General features: G+C 44.7%; 21 protein-coding genes. 3 read left to right on the top strand and 18 right to left on the bottom strand.

What is annotated here, in order from left to right:
* Positions 1 to 346: 346 nt before the first annotated feature.
* Positions 347 to 976, top strand: a complete 630-nt coding sequence (locus HUX64_RS08865; RefSeq protein WP_174625873.1) for a HEAT repeat domain-containing protein — start codon at positions 347 to 349, stop codon at positions 974 to 976.
* Positions 977 to 986: 10 nt separating this feature from the next.
* Here the strand turns inward: HUX64_RS08865 and HUX64_RS08870 are convergent, their stop codons facing one another.
* The 4 genes from HUX64_RS08870 to yhhA form a co-directional block, all read right to left on the bottom strand.
* Entirely contained in the window at positions 987 to 1610 is a 624-nt protein-coding gene (locus HUX64_RS08870; protein ID WP_174625874.1) for an aKG-HExxH-type peptide beta-hydroxylase, read from the bottom strand.
* A gap of 280 nt (positions 1611 to 1890) precedes the next feature.
* The gene (gene yhhC, locus HUX64_RS08875) at positions 1891 to 2460 is read right to left on the bottom strand and encodes a cyclophane-containing peptide 2OG-Fe(II) oxygenase YhhC (protein ID WP_174625875.1); all 570 of its coding nucleotides are present in this window, start codon (positions 2458 to 2460) and stop codon (positions 1891 to 1893) included.
* Positions 2461 to 2998: 538 nt separating this feature from the next.
* On the bottom strand, positions 2999 to 3577 hold the full coding sequence (locus HUX64_RS08880; RefSeq protein WP_174625876.1) for a radical SAM protein: 579 nt from the start codon (positions 3575 to 3577) through the stop codon (positions 2999 to 3001).
* Positions 3578 to 3591: 14 nt separating this feature from the next.
* Positions 3592 to 3768 carry a YhhA family cyclophane-containing RiPP gene (gene yhhA, locus HUX64_RS08885; RefSeq protein WP_174625877.1) on the bottom strand — a complete coding sequence of 59 codons (177 nt, stop codon included), beginning with the start codon at positions 3766 to 3768 and terminating at the stop codon, positions 3592 to 3594.
* A gap of 861 nt (positions 3769 to 4629) precedes the next feature.
* Between yhhA and HUX64_RS08890 the strand changes: the two genes are divergently transcribed.
* Together HUX64_RS08890 and HUX64_RS08895 are read left to right on the top strand one after the other, a co-directional pair.
* Positions 4630 to 4842 carry a hypothetical protein gene (locus HUX64_RS08890; protein ID WP_174625878.1) on the top strand — a complete coding sequence of 71 codons (213 nt, stop codon included), beginning with the start codon at positions 4630 to 4632 and terminating at the stop codon, positions 4840 to 4842.
* Between the two features lie 163 nt (positions 4843 to 5005).
* Positions 5006 to 5173: a hypothetical protein gene (locus HUX64_RS08895; RefSeq protein ID WP_174625879.1), complete on the top strand. Its 168-nt coding sequence runs from the start codon at positions 5006 to 5008 to the stop codon at positions 5171 to 5173.
* A 500-nt stretch (positions 5174 to 5673) separates the two neighbouring features.
* Here HUX64_RS08895 and HUX64_RS08900 read toward each other — a convergent pair whose 3' ends face one another.
* The 14 genes from HUX64_RS08900 to fliN all read right to left on the bottom strand — a co-directional run bounded on the left by HUX64_RS08900 (position 5674) and on the right by fliN (position 17000).
* The gene (locus HUX64_RS08900; protein ID WP_174625880.1) at positions 5674 to 6081 is read right to left on the bottom strand and encodes a DUF2802 domain-containing protein; all 408 of its coding nucleotides are present in this window, start codon (positions 6079 to 6081) and stop codon (positions 5674 to 5676) included.
* Entirely contained in the window at positions 6081 to 6245 is a 165-nt protein-coding gene (locus tag HUX64_RS08905) for a hypothetical protein (RefSeq protein ID WP_174625881.1), read from the bottom strand. Before HUX64_RS08905 ends, HUX64_RS08900 begins: the two co-directional genes overlap by 1 nt.
* 93 nt (positions 6246 to 6338) lie before the next feature.
* On the bottom strand, positions 6339 to 7202 hold the full coding sequence (gene motD / locus HUX64_RS08910) for a flagellar motor protein MotD (protein WP_174625882.1): 864 nt from the start codon (positions 7200 to 7202) through the stop codon (positions 6339 to 6341).
* 3 nt (positions 7203 to 7205) lie between these two features.
* Complete coding sequence (locus HUX64_RS08915) at positions 7206 to 7961, bottom strand: flagellar motor protein (protein ID WP_174625883.1); 756 nt, start codon at positions 7959 to 7961, stop codon at positions 7206 to 7208.
* Between the two features lie 116 nt (positions 7962 to 8077).
* Positions 8078 to 8818: an RNA polymerase sigma factor FliA gene (locus HUX64_RS08920; RefSeq protein ID WP_174625884.1), complete on the bottom strand. Its 741-nt coding sequence runs from the start codon at positions 8816 to 8818 to the stop codon at positions 8078 to 8080.
* Positions 8815 to 9651 carry a MinD/ParA family protein gene (locus HUX64_RS08925; RefSeq protein WP_217426481.1) on the bottom strand — a complete coding sequence of 279 codons (837 nt, stop codon included), beginning with the start codon at positions 9649 to 9651 and terminating at the stop codon, positions 8815 to 8817. The genes HUX64_RS08920 and HUX64_RS08925 overlap by 4 nt, the downstream gene beginning before the upstream one ends.
* A 31-nt stretch (positions 9652 to 9682) precedes the next feature.
* The gene (gene flhF / locus HUX64_RS08930) at positions 9683 to 11110 is read right to left on the bottom strand and encodes a flagellar biosynthesis GTPase FlhF (RefSeq protein ID WP_174625886.1); all 1428 of its coding nucleotides are present in this window, start codon (positions 11108 to 11110) and stop codon (positions 9683 to 9685) included.
* A 16-nt stretch (positions 11111 to 11126) separates the two neighbouring features.
* Positions 11127 to 13220 (bottom strand): flagellar biosynthesis protein FlhA, encoded by a 2094-nt coding sequence (gene flhA, locus HUX64_RS08935; protein ID WP_174625887.1) that lies wholly within the window; start codon positions 13218 to 13220, stop codon positions 11127 to 11129.
* A gap of 3 nt (positions 13221 to 13223) precedes the next feature.
* The gene (gene flhB, locus HUX64_RS08940; RefSeq protein ID WP_174625888.1) at positions 13224 to 14357 is read right to left on the bottom strand and encodes a flagellar biosynthesis protein FlhB; all 1134 of its coding nucleotides are present in this window, start codon (positions 14355 to 14357) and stop codon (positions 13224 to 13226) included.
* Positions 14358 to 14359: 2 nt separating this feature from the next.
* Positions 14360 to 15133, bottom strand: coding sequence for a flagellar biosynthetic protein FliR (fliR, locus tag HUX64_RS08945; RefSeq protein WP_174625889.1), 774 nt, complete (start codon positions 15131 to 15133; stop codon positions 14360 to 14362).
* Between the two features lie 4 nt (positions 15134 to 15137).
* Positions 15138 to 15407, bottom strand: a complete 270-nt coding sequence (gene fliQ, locus HUX64_RS08950; RefSeq protein ID WP_174625912.1) for a flagellar biosynthesis protein FliQ — start codon at positions 15405 to 15407, stop codon at positions 15138 to 15140.
* An 18-nt stretch (positions 15408 to 15425) separates the two neighbouring features.
* Complete coding sequence (gene fliP / locus HUX64_RS08955) at positions 15426 to 16184, bottom strand: flagellar type III secretion system pore protein FliP (RefSeq protein WP_246246970.1); 759 nt, start codon at positions 16182 to 16184, stop codon at positions 15426 to 15428.
* Positions 16177 to 16620: a FliO/MopB family protein gene (locus tag HUX64_RS08960; protein ID WP_174625890.1), complete on the bottom strand. Its 444-nt coding sequence runs from the start codon at positions 16618 to 16620 to the stop codon at positions 16177 to 16179. The genes fliP and HUX64_RS08960 overlap by 8 nt, the downstream gene beginning before the upstream one ends.
* A complete protein-coding gene (gene fliN, locus HUX64_RS08965) occupies positions 16620 to 17000 on the bottom strand; it encodes a flagellar motor switch protein FliN (RefSeq protein ID WP_174625891.1) in 381 nt (126 codons plus the stop codon). Before fliN ends, HUX64_RS08960 begins: the two co-directional genes overlap by 1 nt.
* Positions 17001 to 17023: the final 23 nt, after the last annotated feature.

A 17023-nucleotide genomic window follows, 5' to 3' on the forward strand; every position in this document is an offset into this window, starting at 1 on the left:
CGCCATTATTGAAATAGAAGGAGAAAGCTATCGAAAAAAACAGAGCGTAAAAAAGTAACCCTTTTTTTTAACTAAAACCAGCCAAGGTAATTGTCGTCAATCCGGCCAGGATAATTGACGCCGGACAGATGAAATTAATATCAAAGAAAAAGAGCTTGTTGAGCTTCGTGCCAAGGCTGAGTCAATTAACGATAACCTAGATTCAATTACTAAAGGTTTCGAATCAAAAACCACGGACGAAATATTTAGGTTAGAACAGAAAATTAAGGCTCTTGAACGGATAATCGATAAAATTGATAAGGATGAGGGGGCTAAAGATCTGGTTGTAGATGAATTAATTGCAGACTTGAAGAGTAATGACAAAGAAACTAAATATACTGCTGCAGAGTTACTGCCTCAGTTTAAGCTTAACTCAAATAAAATAACTGAGGCTTTTGTTGAAAGGTTGAAGAATAAGCCAGACATAACTTTTGGGTCACTATTACTAAGTGGATTGGGGGAACTAAGGGTCGATGGTAACACCTTAGCTTATCTTTTCGATTTAGTGGACGATATAAGTAATCCCTATATATTCGCGATTATCGGTGCATTGGGTGAGCTTGGTGAACTTGGTGAAACCAAAATAAATGATAAAGAATTAGAATCCATTGTTGACAAACTATTGTCAATTTTGAACAGTGATCTTGATCACAAAGAGTTTTCGGACAATTCAATTACAGCATCAAGTGTAAAAGGAGCTATAGCACTTGCTTTATCATACTACGGTGATAAAGCGGAAAAAGCAGTCAAAGAGTTAATAAGTCTGTTGGCAGATCAAGACCAGGAAACTCGTAAAAATGCTACTATTGCTCTAGGAAAAATTGGGGCGAAAGCTAAGGATGCAATTCCTTCAATCCAGAAGCTGAAAGATGATGAGTACACGGAAGTAAGAGACGCTGCATCGGATGCTATAGAAGGAATACAAAAAACTGCGTAAGCAATTTAAGTTATTGCTTAACAAAGAAAAGTCTATTTGTTAAAGCTTGACCGGCTTCAGTAAGATATGGGCAATTCATAAAATCATTAATCTCTGTTAATTGACTAGAAATTACATCACATCGTTTATTTAAGTATCGAATGGACGATGTTGAAATATATTCTTTTATAAGCAGTTCAAAAAACTGTTTAATCACACAAAATACATAGATAGCGTGTAATACTCCTCTTGGGTGTCGCTGTTCATTTTTCCACGGTGAAAAATATTTTTCATCTGTGTTAATAATCATCGGTACACATTGTTCAATTAATGTTAATTGCAAGTGCATCGCTTCATGCAAAATGGCCTCTGCAACTCGTAATACATCATTGTCCATTCGCTTACTATGAGCTGAGATAAATATAGAGAACAGTATATTAGGGAGGCTATAACTGATGTCAAAATAGTCATCCTCGGGTTGAAGAATATGCAAGCAGGCTACAAGCCAGGAAACTGTTTCATAGACGGTTGGTATTGTGGCTAGAATTTCCAGAGATTCCTGCAAACATTGTAAAACTGTTAAGTTTTGCAGTATTTCGGATGAATAAGGTTTTGCACCAGAATCAGAGTACATAACCATTATCTCTTCAGGCATCGAGCAAATGTTAATTGACCGCAATGGGCTAGCGCTATTCTGAATAATAGGACTTAAACGAATAGTGGTGTTTATTGAATTGCCTATACGGCCATGAAATAATTGCTTCGGTCGAATAATTGTCTTCTTGAAGCTCGTATTTTTCGTGAATATTTTTCCAACTATAGGTTACTAATTGTTCAGTTAATTCTGGAAACCACACCAGAGATAAAGGGTTTTCAATGGCGGAAAAAATTAAATTCTGAAGACTACTCATCTGCTTGCTGATAAAAGGAATAGACTAATGTAAATCGTTCACTTTTATGCATCGTAGACACTGCGTGATGAGAGTCAGGGGAAATTGCAAAACCAACTGAGCTATTATGCTCAGGACGAAATATCTTATGTATATCGCTGGGACTTTTACTATTAAAAACATTAACATTCCGCCATTTTCATCTTTCCATCCTCTGTTTAATTGAATCAACAAGCGATGGGTTTCACAGCCTGGAATGTTGTCATTATGAATACGGATACGTTGACCTGAAATTAGTTTATGGGCAGTAAAATCGATGCGAGTTTCAAGTTTAACTGAGAATAAACGCTCAACCTGATTCTTCACTTGAGATAGATATTCAGGAGAAGTTAAAAACGAAATTTCGGACGGTAACTGAACATCAAAAAAACTAAATTCATATTGTTCATAAAAGTCAGTTTCAACAAGTTTCCAAGGTGCATCGTTTTCAAGCCAAGTTAAGAGTTCTAAACATAATTGAGGCGAAAGAGCTTGATTGCAAACACAGTAAGGGAAAGGCAATGCAAATACTTCGGTATTCTCCATTTCCAGAAGTTGTTTGTCGGCTATGCGCATTTTTCAAGTCCGAAAAGCATGGTCTTTACTTTATTTATAAGGTGTAGCTGATCGTTGCAATAAACAGACGGATTGGCATATTCCGTTCCTGTTTTCCATCTGTATAAAGGCATTCCTCCGCCACATATCCGCATTTCAGGACATGTTTGACATGTAAATGAAGTCGGGCGTTGCAGTTTATGGGCGTCAGCGAATTCGCTTGAAGAGAATATATCAATTAAACTGTGAGTATGGACATTCCAGTTTTCCAGGAAGCGGTCTACGCGTTTATATGAGCTTTTCAATGTGTCATTTTTTGTTACGGCGCCATCGGTATCAATAACAGCAATGCCGAAATCAGTAATGCCAATTCCCTCTTTTATGCCAAATCCACCAAGGGTAAGTCGGATAACATCATCAAGTACCCTTATTTTGATAGGGGCCTGATCAGCTAGATAAATGTCTAGGAGCGAGGCTAACCAATTACCGTATTCGGTGCTGTGGAACGAGACTTTTCCGAAAGGAAACTTATCATGATTACCATCTCTGTAAAGAAAATCTACGTTTTGTGTATCAACTTCTTTAAAGAAATTGTAGATGTCATGTGGATTTGAGTTTGGATCGATAACAGCAAGTAGACCGGCAAATAGAGCAATGCAGCATCGGGATGTGATTTAAGTTTTTCAATACCTTTTAAAACATGATGGAAAGTACCTTCGCCTTGATGCCCTACACGGTTAGCATTATGAGTGATCTCATGTCCATCAAGACTTACGGATATTGACGTTTTAAATTTTGAATAAAGATCAAGGATTTTGTCCGAAATAAGTATTCCATTAGTTTGAATGCTTATGCAGTATTCTTCAGCTATCGCTGTTCTAAGGGAGTGAAGCAAAGTTTCTAATCGACGAGTTCCCAGTAAAAGAGGCTCGCCGCCATGAAGAACTATTGCAAATGGACGTTGTTGTTTTTTTCGAAGTTCTTCTAGCTCTTTTGAAACGGCTTTTATTGTATCTTGGGATATGAAATTAGGCATATCGACCCAACTGTCGTCTCCCATGTTGTATACATAGCAGTATCCACAGTTAATGTTGCATTGACTTGCAACCTTAAGCAGGATCGTATCAATTTCAATCATTAAGGCTAAATTGATTAGCGGTTATGACGGTTGTGTACCCTGTCGTAAGCATGAAGTGTTGATGGATTGTCATTTTTTACTTCCTCAATTAGTCTTGCCAATGTAGGACTAGCAATATTAGTTAGGAATAATTCGGCAGGGATGCTTTTTTTGATGGAATTTTCCTGTTTGGATTGATTTATTGTTTGCACCAGTTGCTCCAATAAGCTAAAAAATATGAGTTCTATTATAGATGTTGCAATAACATAATAAAACAATTTAATTATAATTCAGTTATTAAAAATCAAATAGTTATGATTAATTTATGATGAAATATTTTGTTCGTAAAATCTATGATTTTTTCGATACTGTATTTCATTGAAAAATAAGAAGAAAATATATGAGGAATTTTTCTATTTTTTATTTTTGTTACGCCCGCTCTTATTTATTCCCCAACTCCAGTTCCAGTTCCGATATCATCCAGGGGTTTTGAAGAGCGAATCGCTCTTTTACTGCGAGACAATCCAAAGCTTAAAAAGGCCGGTGCTCATTTGTTATCGTAGTTTGTTTTTGAAAAAAGGCATACATCTGGGTCATTGCGTGGCATATTTAAAAACTGTGGCATAAACAAATTTAGTGTGTCATGATTGTGCCGGGAATAGGCTGTTTTACAGGCCGGCAAGCGTTGCAAGTTATTGATTTATAATAGTATATCTGACGTGGTTACAGACTCTTAATCCATCGGTCCAGGGTTCGAGTCCCTGAAGCCCCACCAATTAAATCAAAATGTTACATATTTTCGTAATAAGTAATAATATCTTGGTGCTATGTAGCTTAATAAATATTGAAAAAATTGTAATAACATTTTTCATTATTTAGCCCCCATGTAGAGGCGGTTGTTAGCAGGCAACATCACGGCGCCTTGAAGTCAGTCAACAGTTTATTAAAGAGCAGGCTTAATTTAGATTCTGTGCGGGCCTATTTATTTAAGACAAAGGCTCCAGTATGTTTATATTTGGCCTAAGCGATAGTATCCTGCAATAATTTTATCTAAGCTCCGCTAATCTTAAAAAATGGCACAAAATCCCAGCCACGAAAGACTGTATCACCTTGTATTATTTGCATTAACTAGGGGCGTTTTAGCCGGCATTTGGACCAACCGTGATGCAACATATCCTGTTAACGATGACCCAGCAAATCGCATTAAAGATCTTCTATTTGGCAAAGCCAGTGATTGCGCGATGACAGCCGTCAATAAACGGAAATTTGTCGAAGTGGTATTATAGACTGCAGGCACCGGCTACCGACTCGCTTTAACAAAGCTTACCTCAGTTTTTTGGACACTGGCATCGAGTTTATGTACGCTACAATCGCTGGTCGCATAAGGGGACATGGACCCGAATCATGGCAGCAGTATCCAACGATCGGGGCTCGGCTATTTGATGGTGGATGAGAGCATCGTCGTCCGCGTTCATCAACACGGGGCAAAAACAACAGCAGCAGCAGTGGGAACAAGCGATGAGCACTTCACGCGGCGGATTGAAGACATGGATTCATGGCGCGGTTGATGATTGGGCAGTCCTCACTAGAAACTATCAAGGCGATGCTCAGCCCTAATCTACTGTGATTTGGGTTAATTGCGAACGGTCCTAGTCCATCAATCCATAAATTCCCCGTAATAATCGGTTAAATAACCATAACCTTACCTTGGCAAGTTCATTTAAAGGGCTTGCTCATGGTTTTATTGAAATAAACAATAAGTGCCAAAATTTTATCCTTCAAATCTTGCAAGGAGTTAAAGTTACCGCATTACCACACTTCAATTTGATTCATCCATAATGCCAGGAACGGGCGAGTTCGGAAAGTTCAATTGCAAAGACTGGCCCAGGAGTTCAGGGATTAGATGACTCTGTGTGTGCAACAGCTATTAAAGTGAGCGACGATGAATTTAAACAACTTTATCGCACTCAAAATATATTTTAAAGTTACTGGAACTACCGAATTGGGCCAGGCTGAATCATCGGTTAATTGATGCAGTAGTAATTAACACCTCCTTAATAAAGCTCATCTTTACCCTATCCACACGCGCAAGTTGCTCGAGTCTAACACATGTCTCCTCATGGTTTCGCTTCAGAGCCATGCAGTCTAATCAATAAAGCGGCTTCATCATGACTTAATCCGGCATCCTGCATTAGCTCATGAACACCCGCTCCGCTGCGAATTTTTTGCAGAACTCTGTTATAAGGATGCTCATACTGCTCAGTTTTTTTGTCATCCGCCGTTTTTGTCCATAGGGCCTTGATTTGTTTTTCGTTAATGGTAATGCGGCTATCGACAGTCAAAGCGGCAGAACACAGCCCGGCAATATCATTGTTATTGCCATTAACGATAGTGGCAAGAAGCCGGTAATCATGTTTGAGCTTCAGTTGATCGCGTAGCAGCCGGGCTAACAATATAATTACTATAAAAACGGCTATACCCGTTACGGCAACAACGATAATGACAATTAAAAGCAAATCAATCATTAAACAATTTCGTCAATATGGGGTAACGTCTCAGCATCCGGCTCTTCCGACTTTTCCAAAGGCTGGTTTTTAGGCTGTTCTTTCTCGGGAAAATTATCATCTTTTTTAACTTTATTGAGTTTTGTCAGCGGAAAAGCGGGGGCTACAGGCTGGATTTCTGGCATATCAATCTCCTGAGATTTTACCAAACGAGCAGATAAGTTATAACAAACCAATCCCCGGCAGCTGCACTGGCCTTAGCATTAATTAATCCACCTTCAGGGTTTGCCGGTAACGGACCCGGGCGGGGCCAGATTTAATAATTTTGCGCGTTCTTCATCATTAGCGCCATAACGGGAAAAAGCTTGCGACATTAAAACCAGAACAACCCGCCTGTTCTTGAAGCGGCCTTCTTCCCGCTTATTATCTCCAACCGGATGAAACTCTCCATAACCTATAGCAGACAAGCGGATCGGATTTATGCCCACTTTAACAAATTCCTGAACAACGCTGCTGGCCCGGGCTGATGACAAATCCCAGTTTGAAGGAAACTCCACTGTATCTATGGGGATATTATCGGTATGGCCTTCAATATTAATGGCATTTGGCAATGGTTTCAGGACTTCGGCAATCTTTTTTAATACCGGCAATGCTTTTGGGGATAATTCTGCTTCTCCACTTAAAAACAACAATTCGCTATTCATCTCCAGCTCTACCCAGTAATTATTGCGTATGACGGCAATCAGCTTGTCATCAATAAAAGGCTCCAGAACTTTTTCAAACTGATCGGATACCTGCTTCAACCGTATTCTTTCCCTTAAAATTTCCTCACTCAATTCCCGCCTTTTTTCAATTTCTGCTGTTAAAGGATTTTCCAGCGGTATGGGCTGAATAGCCGTTGGCGGAGTTCCAATCTGAATGGGATTAACAGAACTCGCCTGCTGCCCGGTATTTAAATAATTCTCCTTTGAAAAAGCATCGCCTAGTGAATCTGACAATGCTCTGTATTTTCCTTCATTGACTGAAGAGATCGAATACATAACCACAAAGAAGGCAAATAGAAGCGTTATAAAATCAGCATAAGATACTATCCATCGCTCATGATTATTAACTTCCTCGATTTTTCTTCTGCGCCGCATCATAGTCTAGTCTTTATGCGGGTTATGCAAGTAGCCGCCCAATTTCAACTCGATATTTCTGGGGTTCTCACCCTCTGCAATAGAGCTAATGCCTTCAATCATCAATTCTTTGCTTTGGGTGGCGTCAATCACATGTGATTTCAATTTATTTGCCACCGGCAAAAAAATTAAATTGGCCGAACTCACCCCATATATGGTCGCGACAAAAGCCGTAGCTATTCCCGCCCCTAAAAGCTCGGGATTGGCGAGGTTCTCCATGACATGTATTAAACCCATAACGGCGCCCAGAATGCCAATTGTTGGCGCATAACCGCCCATCGCTTCATAGACTCTGGCTGCCTGTAAGTCGATATTTTCTTTAGTAGTCAGCTCTACTTCCAATATATCGCGAATGACATCAGGTTCATTGCCGTCTACCAAAAGCTGCAATCCTTTTTGGATAAACGGATCATTTTCCTTATCCAGTTCATTTTCCAAACCCAACAAGCCTTCCTTGCGAGCAAGAGCGCTCCAGTTAACTATTTTGTCAATTTGCACTTTAAGATTCCTTTTTTCGGGCTTTAAAATCCATACCGATATTCTAATGCTCCGGAAAAATATCAGCGGCGGAAATTGCAAAAGGGTTGCCCCGAATGTTCCTCCCAGGACAATCACGAAAGCCGGGCCGTTTATTAACGAGCTGATTTGGCCGCCATCCAGCAGATTCCCCAGCAAAAGAGCGCCAATGCCCACCATAATGCCTGTGATACTTAAAATATCCATTATTTTCCGCTGCTCAACTTGTTTCCAGGTTCGCCATAGGCGGGCTAAAACCCTCCCTCAAGAATTCTATTCAAAATCAAATCGTTCAGGCACATCGGGCTTGCCTGAAAGCTATTTCAAGCAGGTCGAATATCTTCCAGCCATTCAGCCAGCCTTGACCTTAATCTCAGCACGGCCTGGGAGCTGATTTGACTGACTCTGGATTCGCTTATATTCATAACTTCGCCGATTTCACGCAAGTTGAGTTCTTCATCATAATAAAGCGAAATAACCAGTTGTTCGCGTTCCGGCAATCCCATAATGGCGCTCGCCAGGGCCTGATGAAAATCGTTTCGGCTTAACCTGTCAAGCGGCTCTTCTTCCAGGCTCTGTGATTCATCAAGATAATGATCGCCGGTTTGCGCCAATTCTTCCACACTGAATATACGGCAACTGATTGAATCCTGAAGAATATGGTTATATTCGTCGATATCCATGCCCAAATACCCGGCCACATCACTAGCTCTGGCCTCCCGCCCGGTGCTATTTTCAATGCTGCGTATCGCGTCGCTAATCATTCTGGACTTTTTATGTACAGAACGCGGGGTCCAGTCGGAACGCCTGACTTCATCCAGCATGGAGCCCCGGATGCGGATACCGGCGTAGGTGTCAAAACTTGCTCCCTGGGTAGCATCGTAATTGCTGATAGCTTCCAGTAAACCCAGCATCCCGGCCTGAATTAAATCGTCCACCTGAACTGAATCAGGCAGCCGGTTCATTAAATGGCAGGCAATGCGTTTGACTAAAGGCACATGCTGCATGACCTGCTCATCGGTTCTGCCTGCCTTTACTGAAGTGTACATTGCCACGCCATTCATGCGACATCCTCATGCGAGCCGTATTGAATCATTCTTTCAATAAAAAACTCAATATAACCGCCAGTCTGGGATTTCAGCGGCCAATTATCAATCTTTGCAGCTATGGCCGTAACTGCAAGAGCGGCCTTGCTTCGGGGAAATGCAGAAACTACAGGCGTTTGTTTCTGAACTGATTTGCGTAAATATTCATCATAGGGAACTGCCCCGGCAAACTGCAAGGTGACATCATCCAGATAATGATCGGTCACTTTAATTAATTTTTGAAACAATGCCTGGCCTTGCTGCAGTGTTTGAACCATATTGGTGATGATATGGAAACTGGCAAGCCCATAGTCCCGGTTAAGCAATTTAATAAATGCATAAGCATCCGTTAGCGAAGTCGGTTCATCGCAGACAACCACGATAATTTCCTTGCAGGCGCGGGCAAAATTTACCACACTGGCGGATATTCCTGCCGCTGTATCTACAATCAATACATCCAGATCTTTATCAATTTCGCTAAAGGCGCGAATCACTGCGGCCTGTTCAATCGTCGACAGTTCAGACATTTTCTGAATTCCGGACGCTCCCGGAATCACCTTCAAGCCTGAAGGCCCTGCCAGCATGATTTCATCCAATGTTTTTTCCCCTGCCAGCACATGAGAAAGATTAAACTTGGGATATAGGCCTAACAAAATATCCACATTCGCCAAACCCATATCAGCATCCAGTAAAGCCACGCGCCGGCCCATTTGCGCCAGTGCAATGCCGATATTTACAGACAAATTTGTTTTGCCCACGCCGCCTTTGCCGCTGGTTACCGCAATTACCCGAACGGGTTTAATTTTTTTCATTTGTCTTATCCCGGCTGCTTGATCCAATTGCTTATGCATGGCCTGTAGCCGCCCAAGCCCCATAATTTATATCACTATAGTCACTATAATCGCTTTCTGCTTTTGCCTCAGCCACGCAGCGTTCAATTAAAGAGACCGCGCACGGGCTATGCATATCTTCAGGCACCTGCTGACCATCGGCAATAAAAGCCAACGGCAGATTTTGTTCTATTATTGAAGAAATCGCGGAACCTGTCGTTGCTGCTTCATCAAATTTAGTCAAAATACTCGCCTGCGGTTTAAAAACCTGAAATGCTTCGATAATTTCATTCATGGCCTTGTAGCCGGTTGCAGCCGCCATCACCAGATACGATTTAATCTGCAAATCCTGATGCTGCAACGTATTGATTTGCTCCATCAGTTTCATATCACGCTGGCTCATGCCGGCCGTATCGATAAGAATAAGGCGCTTGTCGGCAAAACCGTCAATCAGATTGCGCAGTTCTTCAGCACTGGATGCAATGCGTACTGGCACATCCAGAATGCGGCCATACGTATTAAGCTGTTCATGAGCACCGATGCGATAGTTATCCGTAGTAATCAAGGCGACTTGTCTTGGCCCGTGTTTTAAAATAAATTTGGCGGCCAATTTGGCAATGGTGGTGGTTTTTCCCACGCCGGTGGGTCCGACCAAAGCGGCAATACCGCCATAGTCCAATAAATCATCTTCTGCTACAGGCATTATTTGAGCCAGCATTTCCTGGGCTTTTGTATAAGCCACTTCAGGATCCGCAGGGTTAGAAAAACGATTGGCTATCTTTATGCTCAGTTTTTTTGAAATAGCCATAGCCGATAAACGTTGCAGCAGATCGGCTCTGACCCTGTCGGTTTGCGAACTTTGCGGCCAGTTGATGGCTGATAATTTGCTATCCATCGCCGTTCTTAAGGATTTCAGCTCCTGGCTCATTTCCATTAGCAGCTTGTGCGACAGATTATCCTGCTTTTCCGGGGTCTTGATTTCCGGAGTCAGTTTTTCCTTTACAGCAAAGGCATCAGGTCTGGCGATTTTTGCAGCTGTCGTTCCCGGGCTTGCGCGCAGCTGGATTTTCTCTGCATAGCCAACATACTGATCGATATTTCGCCGCACCGGCCGGTCCGGCAGAAAACCCTCGGCGCCCTGTTTTCTCTGACTGCTTACTATATGCACAGGCTTTTTTTCTGTTTCAAAAACCGGCAATTCAAGTTTTTCAGTTTCACGCACCGGTGAGAGTTGTTGTTTAGCCAGTGCCTGTGCCTGTTCAGCGGCTTGTTTTTGTAGCTTGATATGTATCAACTGCTCGTCAAAATCCTTTGCCGCCACAATTTCAACCCCGCCTTCGACAGAGCGGTTTGACATGATGACGGCATCCGGGCCAAGCTCTTCTTTAACCATACGCATGGCCTGGCGTATGTCCGCTGCAAAAAAACGTTTAATCTTCACTGTCAAGCCTCATTGATTATGCGCGCCGTCCGACCGTTGAAACTACCTTGATCTGGCGATCAGCCGGTATTTCATTGTAGGCCAGGACATGCAGACCGGAAATTGAATGACGGACAAACCGGGCCAGCCACGGACGAATATAAGAAGACACCAGCAATACTGCAGTCTGTCCTGCCATTTCCATTTTTTGCGTACTTTCCTGTAATGAGGTATGCATTTGCTCTGCTAGTCCGGGTTCGATGCCAACGCCGCTTTCATTCGCTGTCTGCAAAGACTTATGCAACAACTGTTCCAACTCATGATCCAGAGTTATCACCGGCAATTCATTCTGTATGCCGCTGATTTCATGAATAATTAATCGGCTTAATGAAGCTCGTACCGCCGAGGTCAGGATGTCGGGATCTTGACTCTTGACCCCGTATTCCGCCAAAGTTTCGGCGATACTGCGCATATCACGGATAGGCACGCGCTCCTGCAGTAAATTTTGCAGTACCTTGACCACCACGCCCAGCGGCAATGTTTTCGGCACTAAATCTTCAACCAGTTTTGGCGCGGATTTAGCCAGGTTATCGAGTATTTTCTGCGCCTCCTCATAACCGAACAATTCATGCGAATGAGATTGCAGAAGATGGCTGAGATGGGTAGCTACTACGGTTCCGGGATCTACTACCGTGTAGCCAAGAGTTTGCGCATGATCTTTTTGATTCGGCTCTATCCACAGCGCATCCAGGCCAAAGGCAGGATCTTTACAGGCCTTGCCCTGCAAAGTCCCGAAAACGCGCCCCGGATTAATCGCCATCTCCATTTCCGGCATAAGATCGGCTTCACCTGCCGTCACTCCCATTAATGAAATTCTGTAAGTGGTCGGGCTTAAATCGAGATTATCCCGAATATGCACGGACGGAATCAAAAAGCCCAGTTCCTGAGACAGTTTTTTTCGCACGCCCTTGATGCGCGTCATCAATTGCCCGCCCTGATTCTTGTCAACCAGGGGAATAAGACGATAGCCTACTTCCAATCCGACAATATCAACCGGCATTACATCATCCCAGCCCAATTCTTTAATTTCGGGAACGGCATGAGATACCGCAAGCGGATGACCGATGCTCACCAGCTCGGCTTCTTTATGCCGCTTGTCAATCAGCCAGGCGGAACCCGCCAAAACCGAAGCCAGCAGGATAAAAACAAGATTGGGCATGCCCGGAATAACTCCCAGCAAACCGATTACGCCAGCAGCAATGAATAACGCCTTCGGATTTTCAAACAGCTGCGCGCTGACCTGTTGACCTATATTCTGATTGCTGCTGCCGACTTTGGTGACAACCAGCGCCGACGCGGACGATAATAACAAAGACGGGATTTGGGCGACCAGGCCATCGCCGATGGTCAGCAAAACATAAATCTGCCCGGCCTCCGCAAACGCCAGACCATGCTGACCAACCCCGATAGCCAGACCGCCACTCATATTGACGAATAAAATAATAATCCCGGAAATGGCATCGCCCCTGACAAATTTACTGGCGCCATCCATGGAGCCATAAAAATCCGCTTCGGCCGCAACTTCAGCCCGCCGGGCGCGCGCTTCATCCTGGCTAATCAATCCCGCATTCAAGTCGGCATCGATCGCCATTTGTTTGCCCGGCATGGCGTCCAGCGTAAATCGCGCCCCCACTTCCGCAACCCGGCCTGCGCCTTTGGTAACGACTACGAAATTTATTATCACGAGAATAATAAAAACCACCAGGCCCACGGCAAAGTTGCCGCCGATAACGAAAGCGCCGAACGCTTCAATCACCTTGCCGGCCGCATCGCCGCCGTTATGACCCTCCAGCAGCACGATGCGCGTCGAAGCTACATTCAAGGCCAGACGCAATAAAGTGGCCAACAGAATAACTGTTGGAAAAGCGGCAAACTCCAACGGTCTCAGGGTATAAACGACAACCAGCAATATGATCAACGAAAAGGCTATATTGAAAGTAAACAGCAGATCCAGTACAAATGCCGGCAAAGGCAGCATAATCATGGCCAGAATCATTACAATAGCCAAAGGCGCGCCTAACTCGGCTTTTCCCAGTAACTTAAACGCCGCTGTTACTCTGCTAAAATCCATAAATCATCTTTCCTGTTTAAAGTCATCAGGCACTTTAATATCTCCCGGCGGCAAAGGCTCATCCCAGTGATTTTGCCGTGCTGTTTTTAACTGATACACATAAGCCAGCACCTGAGCCACGGCCAGGTAAAGGCCTTGCGGTATTTCTTTACCCATGTCAGTTGAAAAATACAACGCCCTGGCCAATGGCGGCGATGCGACCAGCGGTATATGGGCGCCTATCGCTACGTTACGGATTTGGGCGGCCATTAAATCCACGCCTTTGGCAACGAGCCTGGGCGCGCCGTTTGCATTTTGATCATATCTTAAGGCCACGGCGTAATGGCTGGGATTGGTGACAATCACATCCGCTTTCGGCACCTCGGCCATCATGCGGTTTTGCGCCATTTCCATTTGCATCCTGCGCATTCGCCCCTTCACCTCGGGACTGCCTTCTGATTCCTTCATTTCCTCCCGGATCTCCTGTAAGGTCATTTTTAATTTTTTACTGTGATCCCACAGCTGATAAGGCACATCAAACATCACGACCAATATCAATGAGGCGCTGAGCAACAGGAAACAACTGCCAATGACCTTTAGCCCGTGAATAATCGACTGCTCTAACGGCTCAGCGCCCAATCCCAGCAGTGCGTTAAAAAAATACTTGAACAGCACGACGGCAACAATAAAGATCAATAGAAACTTCAACAAGGCCTTGACCAGTTCAATCAAGCCATGCAAAGCGAACAAGCGGGGAATTCCTTTAATGGGGTCCAGCTTTTCCAGCTTGGGCGCCATTGCTTCCCAGCTAAATGCCCAACCGCCCAAGGCCAGGGGCGCGCCAATCGCGGCAATCACCATAACCGCCAAAAACGGGGCAATCAGCATGGCGCCATCGATCATAAGCTGCTTGAAATAAATGACCGTGCTGGCCGGATCAAAAATGATTTCGCGGCTTACTTGAAACTGACTCCGCATCATCCCGATCAGACCAGCGCCCATGCGTTCTCCGAGCATAAGCAGCAGCACCGCGCTGGTCATCAGCATGACAAAGGAATTAAGTTCCCTGGAACGGGCAATCTGCCCTTTTTTTTGCGCGTCCTCCAGACGCTTGCCGGTAGGTTCCTCGGTTTTTTCCTGTCCGGAATCTTCTGCCATAGCTACAATTTCAACAACTGGCCGAGCAGCTCATAGGCATTGGTTAAAAGTCCGGCAATTTGCTCCGACACTTCCGGCAGTGTCAGCCACATCAGCAATATTCCCAGCATTAGGGTTACCGGGAAACCCACGGAAAAGATATTTAACTGCGGCGCGGCTCGGGTCGCTACACCGAAACTGACATTAACCAGCAGCAGACTGACAATAACCGGCATCGCCAGTAATAATCCGACGGCGAACATGCGGCTGCTCCAGCCGATAATAACCCAAATATCGGCTTTAGCCACGCCCTCTACCCCGATAGGCAAGGTTGTAAAACTGTCCAGTAACATTTTTATTAATAACAGGTGCCCGTCTAAATTAAAAAAAATCAGCGTGCTGATAATTACATAGAATTGCGCCACTACAGGCACCTGCTGGCCGTTTTGGGGATCGATCAGGGACGCAAAACCAAGCCCCATACTTAAAGCTATGCCCTGCCCTGCAAAAATGACTGATGAAAAAACCAATTGCACGATAAAACCGCTAACCAAACCGATCATAACCTGCGCAATAGCGACCATCCCGCCCTCATAACTGAACATTTCAACAGCCGGCAAAGCCGGCAATAAAGGCATGACAACGAAGGTTATTGCCACGGCAAGAATCAGTCGGACGCGGGCCGGCACAGCTCTAATACTAAACACCGGCACGGCGATAAACATTGCCGTAATGCGCAGCAACGGCCATATAAATGACGCTACCTGCCCGAAAACCTGAGCTTCGGTAAAATGCACCGGTCTAACCGATTAACTGCGGAATATTCCTGATCAATTCCTGAAAATAATCGAGATACATTTGCAGCATCCAGGGCCCCATAATCATCAGAACCAGCCCGATTATTATTAACTTGGGCACAAAAGTCAGGGTCATTTCGTTAATCTGGGTAGCCGCCTGAAACATCGCAATAATCAGGCCTACCACTAAAGACGGCAGCAGTACCGGCGCCGTCAGTTTGACCGCAACCATCATCGCCTCCTGCCCCACCCTGTAAATAGTTTCCGGCGTCATCATTCACCTCGGGTGAAATCAAGCGGCATAAAAACTCGCCGCCAGCATTTCCATTATTAAAGACCAGCCATCGGCCAGGACAAACAGCATTATTTTAAACGGCAGTGAAACAATCATCGGCGACAGCATCATCATACCCATGGACATCAGCACGCTGGCGACCACCAGATCGATAATCAGAAACGGCAGAAAAATTAAAAAACTTATCTGAAAAGCCGTCTTCAATTCGCTGGTCACATACGCAGGCAGCAATAACGAGAACGGCACATCTTCAGCTGAATTCAATTCAGTCTTGCCGGAAATCCGCAGGAACAATTCCAGATCGGCCTCCCGGGTCTGTTTCAGCATAAACTGCCTGAACGGTTCCGATGCCCTGGTCAGCGCAGTCGAAACATCCATCTTTTCTTCAAGATAAGGCTGAACAGCATCGGCATTCACTTTTTCAAAAACCGGCATCATAATGAAAATAGTCAAAAACAGGGATAAGCCCAATAATACCTGGTTACTGGGAGCCTGACCCGTGCCTAAAGCCTGTCTTAGCAAGCTTAAAACAATCATGATGCGGGTAAATGACGTCATTGTCAGCAGCAAGGCAGGCAATAACGTCAGCATTGTCATTAACGCCAGAATCTGGATTGTTACGCTATAGCTCTGGCTGCCTTGCTGAGTGTGCGTAACAGTCAAGGCTTCAATGCCCGGGGCTGCAAAAACAGGCGTTTCGATCAACAGGAACATAGCGCCAGCGCCAAGGCATTGAAGCAAAATGCTTTTATGCATCAGATCGGCCTTTCAATGCTTGCCTCAATTTTTGCGCAAAACCGGTTTCCCTGGCTAAAATCAGCGGGTCATCCCTGAGCAGACAGTCATCGCCCTCCAGAATATGCAAGGTTTGTATGCGGCCCGGCGTTACTCCCAAAATAAGCTGCTTTTTTCCGGCCTGAAGCAAAATGACTTTTTCCCGCATGCCTAATGATAATCCGCCCACGATGCGCAGTTTTTCCGCGCCGTTGACGGTTAGCACAGCGAGTTTGCGCAGGCCCCAGATACAGAGAAAAAAAATGCTCAGGACAATCAGCAGCCCCATGCTCCAGCTGATCAAGTCGCTGGAAGAAACCGCCCTGGCTGACGGTTTGGCAACAGCTACGCCGGGCGCGGCCCAGCAAGCAGGAAACCACCCGAACAAAAGCCAATAGAAATTTGCTTTTGCGGCCATCAGGCTAATCTTTTCACGCGTTCCGACGGACTTATCACGTCAGTCAAGCGGATGCCGAACTTATCGTTTACCACAACCACTTCCGCATGAGCTATCAGGGTGCCGTTCACCAACACATCCAGCGGTTCTCCGGCAAAACGGTCCAGTTCCACAACCGAGCCTTGATTCAGCTGTAAAAGATTCCGGATATTAATCTGCGTCCGGCCAACTTCCATGGACATGGTCACCGGAACGTCCAGGATAACATCAAGATTAACTTCATCTGTCGGGGCTGGTGAGGTTTTTTTAGTGTCCCCTGGGCTGGAAAATTCCTGGAAGGCGGCGGTCTCAACATCATTATCAGTTTCTGCATCAGCAGAGGCGTTTAAATTTTCGCTCATCTTTTTTTCCTGGCCTGATAGCG

It is taken from the genome of Candidatus Methylobacter favarea, from assembly GCF_902806695.1.
GTDB lineage: Bacteria > Pseudomonadota > Gammaproteobacteria > Methylococcales > Methylomonadaceae > Methylobacter_B > Methylobacter_B favarea.

Coding starts and splice junctions, on each gene's coding strand:
- flhA (WP_174625887.1), bottom strand. CDS start 13,220: ATGGATTTTAGCAGAGTAACAGCGGCGTTTAAGTTACTGGGAAAAGCC.
- yhhC (WP_174625875.1), bottom strand. CDS start 2,460: ATGCGCATAGCCGACAAACAACTTCTGGAAATGGAGAATACCGAAGTA.
- HUX64_RS08920 (WP_174625884.1), bottom strand. CDS start 8,818: ATGAATGGCGTGGCAATGTACACTTCAGTAAAGGCAGGCAGAACCGAT.
- HUX64_RS08890 (WP_174625878.1), top strand. CDS start 4,630: ATGGCACAAAATCCCAGCCACGAAAGACTGTATCACCTTGTATTATTT.
- HUX64_RS08915 (WP_174625883.1), bottom strand. CDS start 7,961: ATGGATATTTTAAGTATCACAGGCATTATGGTGGGCATTGGCGCTCTT.
- fliQ (WP_174625912.1), bottom strand. CDS start 15,407: ATGACGCCGGAAACTATTTACAGGGTGGGGCAGGAGGCGATGATGGTT.
- HUX64_RS08925 (WP_217426481.1), bottom strand. CDS start 9,651: ATGAAAAAAATTAAACCCGTTCGGGTAATTGCGGTAACCAGCGGCAAA.
- HUX64_RS08880 (WP_174625876.1), bottom strand. CDS start 3,577: ATGATTGAAATTGATACGATCCTGCTTAAGGTTGCAAGTCAATGCAAC.
- HUX64_RS08895 (WP_174625879.1), top strand. CDS start 5,006: ATGAGAGCATCGTCGTCCGCGTTCATCAACACGGGGCAAAAACAACAG.
- motD (WP_174625882.1), bottom strand. CDS start 7,202: ATGATGCGGCGCAGAAGAAAAATCGAGGAAGTTAATAATCATGAGCGA.
- flhB (WP_174625888.1), bottom strand. CDS start 14,357: ATGGCAGAAGATTCCGGACAGGAAAAAACCGAGGAACCTACCGGCAAG.
- fliN (WP_174625891.1), bottom strand. CDS start 17,000: ATGAGCGAAAATTTAAACGCCTCTGCTGATGCAGAAACTGATAATGAT.
- HUX64_RS08870 (WP_174625874.1), bottom strand. CDS start 1,610: ATGCCTGAAGAGATAATGGTTATGTACTCTGATTCTGGTGCAAAACCT.
- fliP (WP_246246970.1), bottom strand. CDS start 16,184: ATGCATAAAAGCATTTTGCTTCAATGCCTTGGCGCTGGCGCTATGTTC.
- HUX64_RS08960 (WP_174625890.1), bottom strand. CDS start 16,620: ATGGCCGCAAAAGCAAATTTCTATTGGCTTTTGTTCGGGTGGTTTCCT.
- HUX64_RS08905 (WP_174625881.1), bottom strand. CDS start 6,245: ATGCCAGAAATCCAGCCTGTAGCCCCCGCTTTTCCGCTGACAAAACTC.
- HUX64_RS08900 (WP_174625880.1), bottom strand. CDS start 6,081: ATGATTGATTTGCTTTTAATTGTCATTATCGTTGTTGCCGTAACGGGT.